The 15,115-nt window shown below is 71.3% G+C and carries 14 protein-coding genes and 1 pseudogene; 6 read left to right on the plus strand and 9 right to left on the minus strand.

Features of this window, described 5'->3' with window-relative positions:
• Nucleotides 1-73: 73 nt before the first annotated feature.
• Nucleotides 74-619, plus strand: a complete 546-nt coding sequence (locus tag ACFY9I_RS15960; RefSeq protein ID WP_391001911.1) for an NUDIX domain-containing protein — start codon at nucleotides 74-76, stop codon at nucleotides 617-619.
• Between the two features lie 26 nt (nucleotides 620-645).
• Here ACFY9I_RS15960 and ACFY9I_RS15965 read toward each other — a convergent pair whose 3' ends face one another.
• Entirely contained in the window at nucleotides 646-903 is a 258-nt protein-coding gene (locus tag ACFY9I_RS15965; protein ID WP_391001913.1) for a hypothetical protein, read from the minus strand.
• Nucleotides 904-1,188: 285 nt separating this feature from the next.
• Entirely contained in the window at nucleotides 1,189-2,064 is an 876-nt protein-coding gene (locus ACFY9I_RS15970; RefSeq protein WP_391001915.1) for a 3-hydroxybutyryl-CoA dehydrogenase, read from the minus strand.
• Nucleotides 2,065-2,258: 194 nt separating this feature from the next.
• Between ACFY9I_RS15970 and ACFY9I_RS15975 the strand changes: the two genes are divergently transcribed.
• The gene (locus ACFY9I_RS15975) at nucleotides 2,259-3,500 is read left to right on the plus strand and encodes a family 10 glycosylhydrolase (protein WP_391001917.1); all 1,242 of its coding nucleotides are present in this window, start codon (nucleotides 2,259-2,261) and stop codon (nucleotides 3,498-3,500) included.
• 511 nt (nucleotides 3,501-4,011) lie between these two features.
• On the opposite strand, the gene ACFY9I_RS15980 is transcribed toward ACFY9I_RS15975, so the two are convergent.
• The 5 genes from ACFY9I_RS15980 to ACFY9I_RS16000 form a co-directional block, all read right to left on the minus strand.
• Nucleotides 4,012-5,373 (minus strand): lanthionine synthetase LanC family protein, encoded by a 1,362-nt coding sequence (locus ACFY9I_RS15980; RefSeq protein ID WP_391001919.1) that lies wholly within the window; start codon nucleotides 5,371-5,373, stop codon nucleotides 4,012-4,014.
• Entirely contained in the window at nucleotides 5,345-6,556 is a 1,212-nt protein-coding gene (locus tag ACFY9I_RS15985) for a JmjC domain-containing protein (RefSeq protein WP_391001921.1), read from the minus strand. Before ACFY9I_RS15985 ends, ACFY9I_RS15980 begins: the two co-directional genes overlap by 29 nt.
• Nucleotides 6,556-7,833, minus strand: coding sequence for a hypothetical protein (locus ACFY9I_RS15990; protein WP_391001923.1), 1,278 nt, complete (start codon nucleotides 7,831-7,833; stop codon nucleotides 6,556-6,558). The genes ACFY9I_RS15985 and ACFY9I_RS15990 overlap by 1 nt, the downstream gene beginning before the upstream one ends.
• The gene (locus ACFY9I_RS15995; RefSeq protein WP_391001925.1) at nucleotides 7,830-10,238 is read right to left on the minus strand and encodes a DUF6624 domain-containing protein; all 2,409 of its coding nucleotides are present in this window, start codon (nucleotides 10,236-10,238) and stop codon (nucleotides 7,830-7,832) included. Before ACFY9I_RS15995 ends, ACFY9I_RS15990 begins: the two co-directional genes overlap by 4 nt.
• 120 nt (nucleotides 10,239-10,358) lie before the next feature.
• Nucleotides 10,359-10,526 (minus strand): hypothetical protein, encoded by a 168-nt coding sequence (locus tag ACFY9I_RS16000; RefSeq protein WP_391001927.1) that lies wholly within the window; start codon nucleotides 10,524-10,526, stop codon nucleotides 10,359-10,361.
• A gap of 237 nt (nucleotides 10,527-10,763) precedes the next feature.
• Here ACFY9I_RS16000 and ACFY9I_RS16005 point away from each other — a divergent pair.
• Nucleotides 10,764-11,005 (plus strand): annotated as a pseudogene (locus ACFY9I_RS16005) (hypothetical protein); the annotation flags it as partial.
• A 25-nt stretch (nucleotides 11,006-11,030) separates the two neighbouring features.
• On the opposite strand, the gene ACFY9I_RS16010 reads toward ACFY9I_RS16005, so the two are convergent.
• Both ACFY9I_RS16010 and ACFY9I_RS16015 read right to left on the minus strand, forming a co-directional pair.
• Nucleotides 11,031-11,228 carry a DUF1918 domain-containing protein gene (locus tag ACFY9I_RS16010; protein WP_391001928.1) on the minus strand — a complete coding sequence of 66 codons (198 nt, stop codon included), beginning with the start codon at nucleotides 11,226-11,228 and terminating at the stop codon, nucleotides 11,031-11,033.
• Nucleotides 11,229-11,315: 87 nt separating this feature from the next.
• On the minus strand, nucleotides 11,316-12,338 hold the full coding sequence (locus ACFY9I_RS16015) for an EamA family transporter (RefSeq protein WP_391001929.1): 1,023 nt from the start codon (nucleotides 12,336-12,338) through the stop codon (nucleotides 11,316-11,318).
• On the opposite strand from ACFY9I_RS16015, the gene ACFY9I_RS16020 reads away from it, so the two are divergent.
• The 3 genes from ACFY9I_RS16020 to ACFY9I_RS16030 all read left to right on the plus strand — a co-directional run bounded on the left by ACFY9I_RS16020 (nucleotide 12,337) and on the right by ACFY9I_RS16030 (nucleotide 14,996).
• A complete protein-coding gene (locus tag ACFY9I_RS16020; RefSeq protein WP_391001930.1) occupies nucleotides 12,337-13,782 on the plus strand; it encodes an aminotransferase class I/II-fold pyridoxal phosphate-dependent enzyme in 1,446 nt (481 codons plus the stop codon). The two genes, ACFY9I_RS16015 and ACFY9I_RS16020, sit on opposite strands and share 2 nt — an antisense overlap.
• Nucleotides 13,783-13,799: 17 nt before the next feature.
• A complete protein-coding gene (locus tag ACFY9I_RS16025; protein ID WP_391001931.1) occupies nucleotides 13,800-14,237 on the plus strand; it encodes a GNAT family N-acetyltransferase in 438 nt (145 codons plus the stop codon).
• Nucleotides 14,238-14,420: 183 nt separating this feature from the next.
• Nucleotides 14,421-14,996, plus strand: a complete 576-nt coding sequence (locus tag ACFY9I_RS16030; protein WP_391001932.1) for a histidine phosphatase family protein — start codon at nucleotides 14,421-14,423, stop codon at nucleotides 14,994-14,996.
• Nucleotides 14,997-15,115: the final 119 nt, after the last annotated feature.

The following is a 15,115-nucleotide window of genomic DNA, read 5'->3' on the forward strand; positions in this document are numbered from 1 at the left end:
ACCGGCTGTGCGCCTGCTGTCACCACGCTCCTGCTGCGATATTGCCACTTACTCGGCGGAAGGTGGCAGAACCATGCAGTGGACGAAACAGAGCGAACAAACTGTGTACTCGAACCGCTGGTTCAGCGTCAATCTCGCGGATGTGGCGCTGCCGGACGGGCGGCACCTCGATCACTTCCTGATACGGCTGCGGCCTGTCGCCGTGGCCACCGTGGTCAACGAGGCGAACGAGGTGCTGCTCCTCTGGCGGCACCGCTTCATCACCGACAGTTGGGGCTGGGAGCTCGCGGCGGGCGTCGTCGAGGACGGCGAGGCCATCGCCGAGGCGGCGGCCCGCGAACTGGAGGAGGAGACCGGATGGCGGCCGGGACCCCTGCACCACCTGATGAGCGTCGAGCCCTCCAACGGGCTCACCGACGCCAGGCACCACATCTACTGGGCCGACGAGGGCGCGTACGTCGGTCACCCCGTGGACGACTTCGAGTCGGACCGCAGGGAATGGGTTCCCCTCAAGCTCGTGCCCGACATGGTCGCCCGCGGCGAGGTCCCGGCCGCCAACATGGCGGCCGCACTGCTCCTGCTGCACCACCTGCGTCTCGGGCAGGACACCAAACCCTGAACCCCGCTCGCGTCCCGCCCGGCATGTCAGCGGCCCAGCACCTGCCAGACGGACACCACCAGGGCGCCCAGGGCCGTGAGGGCCGCCACCGCGGGCAGCGGCCAGCGGGAGTGCTCCAGGACGACGACCCGTGCGCTCAGGTCGTCGAGCTCCTTGGCGTTCTGTTCGGCACGGTGGCTCAGCAGGGTCAGCCCTCCTTCGACGCGTGTGTGCGCCACATCCAGGCGACGGCGTAACTCTGCGAGTTCGCCGTGGACCACGGGATGCTCGGGGTCGATGGCCACGAGTCCGCTCCTTTCTGTAGTCATCTCGTCCCTTGCATGCGCACGTGCAGTCAACTCTCCTGGTGGGCGCGTGGGGAGAGTGTGCGAACGGCATATGCGTGTCCGCCGCGCACACGGTGTGTGAATACAACGGGCCCGGCACCGTTTCCGGTGCCGGGCCCGCGCGGGAAAGGAGAGCCGACCGTCCGTAGTCGGAAGACGGGAGTCAGGAGTAAGGGAAACGGACGTACGGGGACCAGGCGTACGAGTGTCAGGCGTACGAGGACGTACGAGGACGTACGAGCGTCAGGCGTACGAGTAGAAACCCGATCCTGTCTTCCGGCCGAGCCGGCCCGCGTCCACCATGCGCTGGAGCAGCGGGGGAGCGGCGTACAGCGGTTCCTTGTATTCGTCGTACATCGAGTTGGCGATGGACACGATCGTGTCCAGGCCGATCAGGTCCGAGAGCTTCAGCGGGCCCATGGGGTGGGCGCAGCCCAGCTCCATGCCGTTGTCGATGTCCTCGCGGCCCGCGATGCCCGACTCGAACATCCGGACCGCGGAGAGCAGGTACGGCACGAGCAGCGCGTTGACGACGAAGCCCGAGCGGTCCTGGGCGCGGACGGCGTGCTTGCCCAGCACCTTCTCGGCGAAAAGCTGCGCCCGGCTGAGGGTGCCCTCGGAGGTGGTGAGCGCGGGGATCAGCTCGACGAGCTTCTGCACCGGGGCCGGATTGAAGAAGTGGATGCCGATGACATGGTCGGGCCGCGAGGTGGCGACCGCGAGCTTCACCAGCGGGATGGAGGAGGTGTTGGAGGCGAGGATCGCGTCCGGGCGGGTCACCACCTGGTCGAGCACCTGGAAGATCTCCGTCTTCACCTGCTCGTTCTCCACGACCGCCTCGATGACGAGATCACGGTCGGCGAACTCGCCGAGGTCGGTGGTGAAGCCGAGACGCTCCTGCGTGGCGTCCCGCTCCACGTCGGTGATCTTGCCGCGCTCGGCCGCCTTGGACAGGGAGTTGAACAGCCGGGTACGGCCGATCTCCAGGGCCTCGCCGGTGGTCTCGGCGACCTTCACGTCCAGTCCGGCGCGGGCGCACACCTCGGCGATGCCCGCTCCCATCTGGCCGCAGCCCACGACTCCGACTCGCGCGAGATCTCCCGTTGGGAAGTCCGTCACATCGTCCCTTTCACTGGTCTACGTCCCTGGCAGACAGCCCGGGTGCGGGCCTGCGCCAAACCTGCACGTTACCCGCGACGGCTACTGAGCAGTATCCCGGGTGCCGCATGGAAGGCTGGGCAACGAACGGTCCGCGACGGGCGGACGTGCGGGAAGCGGTACGCGGAGGTACGAGGATGCATCGGAAGCCACGGATGTCACGACGGGCGTTCTGGGCGACCGCGGTGACGACACTCGTGGCGGCGGGCGGGGTGGCGGCGGGCACCGCCATGGCCGGCGGGGAGCCGAGCCCCCGCCGCCGGGCCGCCCAGGGCGAGCTGCGGGGCATGTGGCTCGCCACCGTCCTCAACCGGGACTGGCCCTCCAAGCCGGGTCTGACCGTCGCCGAGCAGCGCGCCGAGCTCCTCGCCCACCTCGACACCGCCGTGGACCGGCGTCTCAACGCGGTGATCTTCCAGGTCCGCCCCACCGCCGACGCCCTGTGGCCCTCCCCGCACGAGCCCTGGGCCCAGTGCCTCACCGGCACCCAGGGCAAGGACCCGGGCTGGGACCCGCTGGGCACGGCGGTGACGGAGGCGCACGCCCGGGGTCTCGAACTGCACGCCTGGTTCAACCCGTACCGGATCGCCACCCACGGCGACCCGAGCCGTCTCGTCGCCTCGCACCCCGCTCGCCGCAACCCCGACTGGGTCGTCCTCTACGGCGGCAAGCTCTACTACAACCCCGGCATCCCCGCCGTCCGCGCCTTCGTCCAGCAGGCCATGCTCGACGCCGTACGGAAGTACCCGGTCGACGCCGTGCACTTCGACGACTACTTCTACCCGTACCCGGTCGCGGGCCAGGTCTTCGACGACGACGCCGCGTACGACCAGTACGGCGCGAGTTTCCCCAACCGGGCGGACTGGCGCCGCGACAACATCGACAAGCTGGTGCGGGAGACGGCGGCACAGATCAAGACCGTCCGCCCCGGCACCCAGTTCGGGATCAGCCCCTTCGGAGTGTGGCGGAACGCCGCGACCGACGAACGGGGTTCCGACACCCGGGCCGGAGTGCAGACCTACGACGATCTGCACGCGGACACCCGGAAATGGGTCCGGGAGAACTGGATCGACTACATCGTGCCGCAGCTGTACTGGAACATCGGCTTCGCCGCCGCCGACTACGCCAAGCTGCTGCCCTGGTGGGCGGAGACGGCTCGCGGCAGTGGGACACGGTTGTACCTCGGGGAGGCCCTGTACAAGGCGGGCGACCCGGCGCAGCCCGCGCCCTGGCAGGACCCGGCCGAGCTGTCCCGGCACCTCACCCTGGCCAAGGAGCACCCGGAGGCGCGGGGGCACGTGTTCTTCTCGGCCAAGGAGGTCAGGGAGGACAAGATCGGGGCCATGGCCCGGGTGGTCGCCGACCACTACCAGGGGTCGGTGCGGACGCCCCGATGACGGAGGGGCGGGTCCCCTACCGGGTGCTCACGGAGATCTTGGGCCGGCACCCCGAGCCGGAACGGGCCCGGATGCCGGGCGTACGACGGCGGGAAGAGGATCGAAGAAGGCCAAGGGCGCAAGCGGATGTGGAGGTCGGCACCGGCGGTCACGGCCGCGACGTCCACGTCGTCGATCTCGTCGAACACGAGAGAGTCCCAGAACGATGCGCCGGCCTTGCACGACCAGCACGTCACCGGCCACAGCCCAGGACGGCGGGGGCAGTTCGAGACCTGACGAGCGTCGATCTCGTCTGTGGGGCGAGGAACGTGGAGCCGATACGCTCCCCGGCGACCACACACGGTCCGCAACTTGGTCGACTCCACCGAGAACTGGCGACAGTTGAATGGGCGAGCTCACCAGTACCAAGGCCGTTGTCGATGACCGCAGTCTCATCGGTGAACTTCGGGACAGGCCGACACCGGATCGAGCAGCAGAGCCGTAGCGGCTCCCACCGCTGTATTCAGCGCCGTCAACTCACCAGCAGGGCACTGTCCCACGACGTCGTCGGTACGTTCCCCGTGGCGTAGGTGTGGAGGGCGAGGGCGATTCCCGCGGCTCCTTCCAGAAAGCCAGGGCGGTCGAGATCGCGTGGCGCGAGCAAGTGGCGGTATCGGTAACCGAACGGCGCCTCGGGGTCGAACCCGTCCACCACCCGCGCCGCCAGCCTGTCGGCGATGGCGTGGTAGTCCGAGTCGGCGCTGTCGTGTGCCATGCGCAGCACGATCTGCAGCAGCCCCGCCCACCCGTGACACAGGGCGGAGTCATGGATCAGCTCGTCGCTCGCCGCGGTCAGCGCACCGCGGAGGGCGGCATGTGCGTCGGCGCGCCAGTCCGCACGGTCCAGTGCGGCGCCGGCCAGGTACACGGCACGCGCCGCACCTGCGGCGCCGTAGCACCACGAGTCCCGCCCGCGTTCCGGCGGTTCCCCGTTCTCGAGGTGTGCCAGTGTGACCAGGTGCGGCCAGCGCGGCCCGGCCTCGTCGGCCGTGCGCCAGCGGGACAGCAACGCCATGATCCGTTCGATGGCCTCGTCCTGACGGTCCACCCGGACCCCGGCCTGCCAGGCGACGGAGAGGAGCGCGAGCGGCCCGCAGACACCGTGTGCGAGACCGAAGTTGACATGCTCGACCAGCCCGTGCTCCAGTCCATCGGTGACCCACCAGGCGGGCAGCCGGGTGCCGTGGCACGCGATGTCGTCCGCGGTCGCCGCGGCCACCAGCGACTCGAGCACATCGGTCAGCGCGAGCCCCGCCGCCTGCCGCACTGCCTGCTCAGCCGCCGACTCGTACCGGGCCAGCAGGTAGCGTCCGATTCCGGCAGTGCCGCTGAGGACGTCGTAGCGGTCCCACGCGCCGACCGGCCCTCCGGTGCGCACCCGCTCCCGGTCGGCTCGCGCGCGCTCGCGCATCTGGTCGGTGATGTGCCGGTCCAGCTCGGCCAGCATCGCGGCGTAGCCGCCGAATCCGGTGGCCGCGGTGTGCCCGGCGAACGCGAGCGCCACCATGCCACCGAACAGCGACTGCGGCAGCAGCCGGATCCCGCTGCTCAGCGCCGCGGACAGGTGCGCGTGCGCCCGGCCACGCAGCTCCGGTGCCCCTGCGGCCAACTCCGCGAACAGCAGGCCGACTCCGGGGTGACCGTCGGAGAGCAGCAGCGGATTCCACACCGGTTGCGGGTTGCCCGGGTAACGCATGAGGTTGTCCGGCGTGCTCGCGATCTCGGCCACCCGGTCCGGCTCCGCCAGCCGGTCGGCGATCTCGGCGACGATCCTGGCGGCCGCCTCCCGGCGGGCCGGGGCCCGGTCAGTCGGTGTCGGCGCGGGTGACGGCACGGAAGCTCTCCAGTTCCTGCAACAGGTGACGGACCTCCGCGCGCTGGGGCATCGGCAGTTCACCGACGCGCACCACTTCGCCCGCGTCCAGCCGGTCCAGCACCGAGAGGGCTGCGGCGGTGGCGGTGCCCGACGAGACGTTGCCGTTCGCGGCGTACCTGCGGGCATCGTCGCCGGGCGCGGCCAGCAGGGGAGCGCACCCGCGGACGGGGGTGTCGTCGGCAAGCGGGCGAAGCTCGGCCGGCGGCTGGGTCGGCCAGAACCCGCCCGCCGTCCTGACCCGCAGGGCCAGACCGGTGGCCCGATCGGCGAACCGGTCCTGGCTCAGGCACTCCGCGAACGCGTCCACGGCGTCGGCAAGGGCGGCGGGCAACTCACCGGACAGCTGCCCGTCCGGACCGGCATCCGGAGTGAACAATGGGGCCGACGCCGTCGGCTCGGTGCCCCGGAGCAGATCCTTGATCTCGTAGTACGGCCGGTGCTCGCGGCGGGGAATGCCCACGTTGACACTCGTAGCCGGTGCGTCACCGGCGCTCTCCCCGACGTGGTAATACGGCGACGGCCAGTACAGCAGATCCCCCGGCCCGACCTCGGCGACGAACGAGGACGCCAGGTACGGCTGGTAGTCCAGCACCGTGTGCACCGGATCCGCCCACGGGCGCTCGGCCCAGAACCGCATCCGCTTGGTGCCACGCACGCAGAACATGAAGGTGGCGAAGCGATCCTGGTGTACGCCGACCGGGCTGTGCTCGTAGGAGCCGTGGAACATCGTGGAGCCCGCGGTGTGCGTCGGCTGACCGACCCGCTCCCAGAGACCGGCGTAGAACCGCTGCGCGCGTCTCCACAAGGGGTGGGAGAACGCGTGGAACCGGTGCACCACGAGAGCGTAACGCTGCCCGTGCAACCGGTCGGCCATACGTCGCTCGTAGGCGTCGAACGAACGGTCCGACAGTTCCGGCAGGTAGTCACGCGGCCGCGTCTGCTGCCGCCGCTCCACGAGGAACTGCAGATTCCCCGGCACGGCAAGCGGATGCGGCGGTCGGCTGCCGAGTACGGCGGTCTCGAACACCTCTGCCTCTGCGAACGGTACGCCGTCGATTCCCTTGTACAACACGGGTTTCTGGTCCCAATACCGGTCGACGAAGGTGTCCCAGTCGAACGACTTCTCGATTGTCAGCGTCATCACGCAGGCACCTCGACCACATCGATACCGCGCAGCCGGTACAGCTTGCCCAGCAACGCGAGCACACCCTTGTCGATCTCCCCGTCACCGCTGTCACCGCCGACGCCGATGGCCCGGCACACCTCGGCGACGCTGGTCTCCTCGCCGTCGCGCAGCGCGGCGAACACCCGGTCACTCGCGGCTCTCGGCAGGGTGAAGACGTTCCCGTTGACCGCCCACACCTCGTGCCCCGGCCCGTCGGGCATCCGGACGATCTCGCTCGACCGGCGGACCCGGGTCCGCGGGGTCATCGGGACGCCCTCCCGAGGCACCGGAATCGGTTCGAGACCAGCTGCGGAACGCAACGCCGCCCAGCGGACTCGCAGCATCCTGCGCAGCTGCTCGCTGTCCACGACCGTACGCAGCTCGTCGCCGAGCGCGGTCAGGTGGGGCAGCAATCCGCCCTGCTCGTCTACGCGGGATCCGGGACCGAACGGGAAGTACGGCACGGTCTCGTCGTTGCCCTGTCGGCCGTGCAGCAGATCGGCGAGCAGATCCCGCAACGCGGTGAAGGGCAGCCGCTGGTCGACCGGAATCCGCAGGCGCAGCGCCACACACCGTTCGCGGTAGGTGTCCACGTGCCGCTGGTCACCCGGCCAGTACAGCAGCTCGCCGGTGCCGGCACTCATGGTTCGTACGCCGTCCAGGTTCCGGTCCGGGTCGGCGATCGCGGCCGGTGGGGGACCACTGCGCTCGTCCCACAACCGCACGTCCATCCGCCCCCGCAGCACCCAGGTCAGCACGGCGTGTGTCGGCGCCTCGGCCGCGCCGGCGTGCTGGGTGAACCGGTCGCCGATCAGCACCTCGGCGACCACCGGGAGGTTCGGCCAGCCGACCGCCCGCCACAGCCCGCTGATCGCGGCGCGCACCGCGGCCCACAGCGCGAAGTCCAGGAGCAACGGCTGCCGCACGGTCAGCAGATAGCCCTGCCCGGGCACGTCGGCGTCCAGCCGGTCGAGGTAGTCGTCCAGGGTCCGGTCGGTGGTGTCCGGCAGCCGTGTGCCCGGCGCGCGCAGCCAGCCGTCGCCGACCAGGAAGCGGACGTCGGGCATCACCCAGAACCGTGTGCCGGCGCGGAACGGGGCGCACGCCTGGACGGTCAGGGCGTGGATCTGGTCGAGGTCGACCGGTGGCCGGGCGCGCAGCCGGGCGGGCTGCCTGGCCCAGTACCGTTGCCCGAACAGCGCCCAGTCGACGTGGCCGGGCGCTTGCCGTACCTCGGGGGTCAGTGTGGTCATGATGCTTCCCTCCCCGTCAGGGGGAACCGCTGGCGGATCCGGTCCGTGTAGTCCGCCAGGGGCTCCATGCCCATCGCGGCGCGCCGGCGGTCCACATCGTCCGGCGCCTCGATCGGGTGCGGCACCAGCTCTCCGGCCACGGGCTCGAACTTCGTGCCGTACACCTGGGGGAGGCCGTCGGCGATGCGCAGCTCGTCGGTCAGGTACGCGACCTCACGCCACGGAAGATCACCGTCCGCTGCCGCCTGCCGCATCAGCTCAAGGCAGTGTCGGCGAAAGTCCAGGTGCTCTCTCGCGTGTTGTACGAGGCGACTCGCCGCGGCAGCCGCCGCGGCACCGACCAGCGTGCGCCCCGGCCACCCGTGGTCGGCCACGACCCTGGACAGCCACTCGATGCCGGCGTCGGTGAGGGTCCGCAGACGGCGCTCGGCGGCACCGTCGACCATGCCGCCCTCCGCCCACGGCATCCGCAGGGCGCCGTCCAGCCGGTCCAGCCGCAGCAGCCGGCGCCGGATCTCCCCCGCGGGCGCCGGCTCGACCGGGACCTCCGGCGCGTCCACCGCGTCGATGCGCAGCCGTACCTTCTCCCGGTTCCAGCTATAGGTGACCCGTCTGCCCACCTCCGGCCAGTCGAAGCCGACCTGGCCCTCGGCCGGACTCTGCAGGTGCAGCCGTACCCCCAGCGACTCGTCCGTGACGACGTGCTCGGTCACGTCGTCGAACACGTGCTCCACCGCGTCCCGAAGCGCCACTCCGAGACCGGCGAGCTCAAGGTTCGCGCCCTCCAGCAGCTTCGGCAGCGGGGGCCAGCCGCCCTCGGGCTCCGGCCGGGCCGCGACCCGGGCTGTCTCGAACGGCCGCGGCGGCGGCTCGACCCGCAGCACCGGTCCACCCTCCAGTGAACGAACGAAGTAGGGCACGTCCATGCGCCGGAGTTGGTCGAGCTCCGCCCGGTCGAAGTGGACGTCCGGCTCGGCAGGAACCGGTGCGGCGCCGCCGCCGGACAACCACCGTGGCACCAGCGCGTCGAAGTACCGGAACGTGGGCTGCCGCAGTACCCGGACGTAGTGGTCGGCGGTGGCGGTCGACAGGAATCGCCGAATCGCCGGCCGTTGCCGGCACATCAGGGTCCAGGCGTCGAACATGCCGCGCAGCATCGCCGGAAGGTAGGGGCCGTACCCGGCCCGCCCTTCGGTGTCCGCGACGACGGTCCTGGTCTCCTCCCTGGCGTAGGGCCGCGAGCGGCGGTACAGGCGCAGCGCCCCGTCCGGTTCCGCATGCCAGCACACAGGCGGGCCTTCGGCGCTGCACCACCGCGGGGTGCTCTCCAGGCCGACGTGGTGCTGGTCGATCTCGGCGGTCGGGTCGTACAGCAGGCCCGTGTCGTAGAGCCGGGGGACCCGGCAGAAGTAGATCTCCAGGTCGATGGGGTACAGCAGTGGTTCGCGCTCGCCGGGCCTGCTCCCGGTCACCACGTTGCCACCGATCATGTCGGTGATCCCGAAGGCGAACATCGCGGCGGTCAGCGAACCGGTCCGGTGCCAGAACCGCATCGCCTCCCGCGGGGTCAGCCGGGTGCCGGTCAGCCGCCACGGCCCGGACGTGCGGATCGGCCCCCACTGTGCCGGCGGCTCGATCCATTCCTGCCACAGGTAACCCCGGCCGGCACCGGGCCAGCACGACAGCACCGGCAGCCGGACCTCACCGGACGCCGTGGGCGAGTTGTTGAGCAGTTCGAACACCGACGCCCACGGGCCGGCTCCGCGGCACGCGGTGAACAGCAGCTCGCCGGAGGCCGGACGCGGTTTGTACGCGACCCGGCCACCGCCGGCGCAGTCCAGCCGCAACACCCGTTGTCGGCCGTTGTGCGTTTCCTCGCCATGGGTCCACACCCCGACGACCGGTCCGCGAAACGCCGGGTTCTCCGGCCAGCAGATGGTCATGTCTCGCAGCAGCCGGTCGAGGAAGAGCGTCAGAAACGCCTCGCAGCGTGCCGCCCACTCCGCCACCCGGTCGCGGGCGTAGTGCGCCCGCCCGGTCGCGCACGCCACGAACGCCTCGGACACCACCGGTCCGAAGAGATCGGCGTTGGTGATGTCCAGCACTCCGGCGGCGATGACCGTCGAATAGTGACGCGCGGCGGAAACACACCAGTCGTCCAACCGGTCCCATAACGCGAGCAGCGGCGCGAACCGCTGGTCCGTGAGCGCGTGCGCGAGCATCCGCGCGTCCGCCGCGCCACCGAGCAGCCGGTCAACTCCGACCGTTCCCTCCGGGCCGGCCGTGACGACCGGCGGGAACAGCCCGCCCGCGGTGCCCTCGCGGACCGCGGCGACCACTCGCCGCGCCACCGGCGGAAGTACGGCGGGAACGTCCTGATCGGTGTCGCCGGTTGGGGCACCCATCTCCCAGAGTGGCTCGCTGTCCGCTGGCGCATCCGGCAAAGCCGCCCTCCCGATTCGTCGACGCGGGATGCAAGGTCCATCCGGGTGGTGCCGCCGGTCGGCGGCACCACCCGGGACGCATCAGCAGCAGTAGTTGCTCGCGCACGAACCACAGGCGGTACCGCTACCCGAGTTCGTCGGTGACGCGAGGGGCGGAATCTCCTGCTCCAGATCGCCGATCACCAGATCGAAGACTTCATCGGCGTCGTGGTCCGACCCGACCCGGCCCTTTTCTTCGACAGCCTGCATGAACGTTCCTCCCGTAGCGAGTAACGAATCCACCGCTCGATACCACAGGGCGGAACGGCCTGTGTCAAGGGATCGCAGATTTACGCTTTGCGGTCAATAAGGTTCCGGACAAAGGGAGTTGGCTACTCCGGTACTCCGGTACTTCGTTGCCGAGTTGCCGAGTTGCCGAGCACGCCGCGGCCGGTCCCGCCCGGACGGCTTCGGCTCAGGTGTGTCGAGGCCGGGAGCCTCTGTTCCCTGCCGCAGCTGTACAGGAACATCGGCTTCGCCGCCGCCGACTACGCCAAGCTGCTGCCCTGGTGGGCGGAGACCGGTCGCGGCAGCGGGACACGGTTGTACCTCGGGGAGGGGCCGTACGCCGTGGGTGACCCGGCGCAGCCCGCGGGCGGGCAGCCGAGGAGGTCCGGCTCGACACGATCGGCCCGATGGCGCGCGTGGGCGCCGACCACCACCAGTGGCCGGCGGAACCACCGCGTTGACGCGACCGGTCCGGGCGCGGAGACGCTACTTGGGATCTCCGGGGTGGCGGACGACCGTGTCCGGGCCCGGGGCCATCAGCGCCTCGTGCCCGTCGTCGTTGAACCTGACCCGGTAGGGCGGATTGCCGTTCTGGCCGAGTACCTCGAGGACCTCCGCGGTCCGGTCGTGGTGCCCGACGGTCCTGCCATGTACCAGCAGGGTGTCGCCTACGTCTGCCTGCATCGGGGGCCTCCTCATCTCGCACGGGAGTGGCGGTCCATGACCGCAGTCCATGCGGGCGGCGCCGATGGGAACCGGTGTGCGGACGGCTCAGGCGGATGAGCGCTGGGTGACCGCGATGCAGACCAGTACGGCGGCGGCCGTCAGGGGCGCGGCCGGGGTGAGCTGCTCGCCGAGGAGCAGCACCGACCACACCAGTGTGAGCAGCGGCTGAGCCAACTGCAACTGGCTCGCCTTCGGTATGCCGATCGCCGCCATGCCCCGGTACCAGACGACCAGACCCAGGAACTGGGACCCGGCCGCCACCCACAGCAGCCCGGCCACACTGTGCGCGGTCAGCCGGACCGGCTCGTACGACAGGGCCAGCAGGGCGCCCGGCAGGCTCAGCGGCAGACACAGCACCAGGGCCCAGCCGATCACCTGCCAGCCCGGCATCACCCTGGCCAGCCGGCCGCCCTCGGTGTAGCCGGCCGCGCACACCAGCAGGGCGCCGAAGAGGTAGAGGTCGGCCGTGCTGAGAGCGCCGCCGCTCTGCATCACGGTGAACCCCAGGACCGCGGCGGCACCCGCGAGGGCGGCGGTCCAGAAGGTGCGTGAGGGCCGGGTGCCCATGCGCAGCGCCGAGACCAGGGCGGTCGTGAGCGGGAGCAGACCGACCACGACGGCGGCGTGCGCGGTGGTCGAGGTCTCCAGGGCGAGGGTGGTGAGCAGGGGGAAGCCGACGACCACTCCGGCGGCGACCACCGCGAGGCCCGCCCCGTGCCGGCGGCTCGGCAGCGGAACCCTCAGGGCCAGCAGACAGCCGCCCGCGACGACGGCGGCGAGGACCATCCGTACGGCGACGAGGGACCAGGGGCCGAAGCCCTCCAGTCCCCAGGCGGTGGCCGGGAAGGTGAGGGAGAAGGCTATGACGCCGAGGGCGGCCTGGAGCGTGCCGCCGGCTCGGGGACGGCGGGGACGGCGGAGACGAAGGGGATGAAGGGGATGAAGGGGATGACGGGAACGGGGCGTGGGCGGACCGGATACGGCAAGGCCCGGTCCCGGTTCTCGGTCGTCCGGTCCGCGGCTCACCGCTACTGAACTGTTCGCGATAGCGCTACTCTTGGCTCTCATGCAAGAGCGTAGCAGTGGTGCAGAGCTGGCGGAACAGCTCCGCAGGGAGCTGGACCGCTACTCTGTCGGTGGAAAGCTGCCATCCAGTCGGGCCCTCGTCGAGCGCTTCCGGGTCAGCCCGGTCACCGTCTCGCGGGCCCTGGCGCAACTGGCCGCCGAGGGACTGGTGGTGACCCGGCCGGGAGCGGGGGCCTTCCGGGCCGGCCCGAGTGAGCGCGCGGCGGCGCCGGTGGGGGACACCTCCTGGCAGGAGGTCGCGCTCAGCGCCGACGGCGGCGCCGAGCCGTCGCCCCGCACGGTCGACGCCTCGGGCGTGCTGGTCTCGCTCGCCACTCCACCACCCGGTGTGATCGAGTTCAACGGCGGCTATCTGCACCCGTCGCTGCAACCTGAGCAGGCGATGGGCGCGGCCCTGTCCCGGGCGGGGCGGCGGCCCGGTGTGTGGGCCCGGCCGCCGGTCGAGGGTGTCGCGGAACTGCGCGAGTGGTTCGCGCGCGGCATCGGCGGGGCGATCACCGCCGCCGAGGTGATCGTCGCGGCGGGCGGCCAGTCCGCCCTGACCACCGCCCTGCGTGCCCTCGCGCCGCCCGGGGCGCCCGTCCTGGTCGAGTCCCCCACCTATCCGGGCATGCTGGCCATCGCTCGGGCGGCCGGGCTGCGGCCCGTCCCGGTGCCGGTGGACGCGGACGGGGTCAGGCCCGCCCTGCTCGCCGACGCGTTCCGGGCGTCCGGTGCCCGTGTCTTCGTCTGTCAGCCCCTCTTCCAGAACCCCACCGGTGCCGTGCTGTCGGCCGAGCGTCGGGGCGAGGTGCTGCGGATCGCGCGTGAGGCGGGGGCCTTCGTCATCGAGGACGACTTCGTCCGCCGGCTGGTGCACGAGGACGCCGGGCCGCTACCCCGGCCGCTGGCGGCCGACGACCCGGACGGCGTGGTCGTGCATGTCTCCTCGCTCACCAAGGCCACCTCGCCCAGCTTCCGGGTCGGCGCCCTGGCCGCCCGGGGACCGGTCCTGGAACGGCTGCGCGCCATCCAGGTCGTCGACACCTTCTTCGTACCGCGCCCCCTGCAGGAGGCCGCCCTCGAACTCGTCGGCTCGCCCGCCTGGCCCCGCCACCTCCGGTCGGTGTCACGGGAGTTGAGGAACCGCCGGGACACACTCACCTCCGAGCTGCGCCTGCGTCTGCCCGAACTCGCCCTGCCCCACGTCCCCTCAGGCGGCTACCACCTGTGGGTGCGCCTCCCCGACGGCACCGACGAGCCCGCCCTGGTCGCCGCCGCCCTCCGCGCGGGCGTCGCGATCACCCCCGGCCGCCCCTACTTCAGTGCCGAACCCCCCGCCGGGCACCTGCGGTTGAGCTTCGCGGGGGTGACTGGGGCGGCGGAGATCATGGAGGGCGTACGGAGGCTGCGGGTGGCAGTAAACGGTTCGACAGCGGGCCCCTGACCTGCGAACGTCCAGCCATGAGTGATGAATTGACTCTCCCCGAGGGCTATGAGATCTCCTACGACACCGAGCGCATCGACGTCGAGCGGGTCCACCGCTGGCTGTCCACCGACGCGTACTGGGCCATCGGCCGCCCCCGCGAGAAGCAGGAGAGCGCGATACGCGGCTCGCTCAACTTCGGTGTGTTCGAGGCGCGTTCGGGGCAGCAGGTCGCGTACGCGCGGGTGGTGACCGACCGGGCCACGTTCGCCTGGCTCTGCGATGTGTACGTCGACCCGTCGGCCCGCGGGAAGGGTGTCGGGACCGCTCTTGTCGAAGCCGTGCGCGAGCACCTGCGGCCGTACGGGCTGCGCCGCATCCTGCTCGCCACACACGACGCGCACGGCCTGTACGCGAAGCACGGGTTCGCACCGCTGGCGAAGCCGGACGAGTGGATGGCGCTCGTGTTCGAGTGAGCCGCCGGGCGTGATGACGAGCGGGACGGGGGAGGGTGAGCCGCCGGGCGTGGTGACGAGCGGGACGGGGGAGGGTGAGCCGCCGGGCGTGGTGACGAGCGGGACGGGGGGGTTCGAGGGGCCTCGCGTAACTCCTGAGGCACGCCTCTTGACCTGCACAGTCTCCCGTTCCACCATCGCCGCATGCATCTTCGGGTCACGTTCGTCGCCGCCGCGCGCTGCTCCTCGCTGCTCGCGGAGCGCTTCGAGGACGACCGGCCGCTGGACCAGGCCGGCTGGGACGAAGTGCAGCGCGCAGCCCATGAGCTGGTACCCCTGGCGGCGGCCGAGCTGCGCTACTGTTCGCCGACGCCGCGCAGCCGCGCCACCGGCGACGCCCTCGGCTACGCGCCGCTGGCCCAGCCCGCGCTGCGGGACTGCGACATGGGCCGCTGGCGCGGCTTCACGCTGGGCGAGGCCATGGCCCGGGAGCCCTCGGCCGTGGACGCCTGGCTCAGCGACCCGCACTCCACCGCGCACGGCGGCGAGTCGCTGGTCGAGTTCATCTCCCGGGTAGGAAGTTGGCTCGACACCCGCCCGGCGGGCGACGGCGGCCGTATCGTCGCCGTGGCCGAGCCCTCCGTGCTCCGTGCCGCCCTGGTCTACGCACTGAAGGCCCCGCCGTCCTCGTACTGGAACATGGACGTCCGCCCCCTGTCGACGCTCACGGTGGCAGGTTGGCCGAGGCGCTGGAACCTGCGGTTGGGTGCGGCGGGGTAGACCGGGGCCACGGTCTCAAGGTGAGTGTTCGAGGGAGGAAGGGCAGGGTGCGTTGGGCGGGGCGCGGGACGCCCTGCCAGACAAAACTTCCGGCCTTCTGGTGGAGTGGGCCGCCGCCG

The organism is Streptomyces sp. NPDC012510, from assembly GCF_042955065.1.
Classification (GTDB): Bacteria; Actinomycetota; Actinomycetes; order Streptomycetales; family Streptomycetaceae; genus Streptomyces.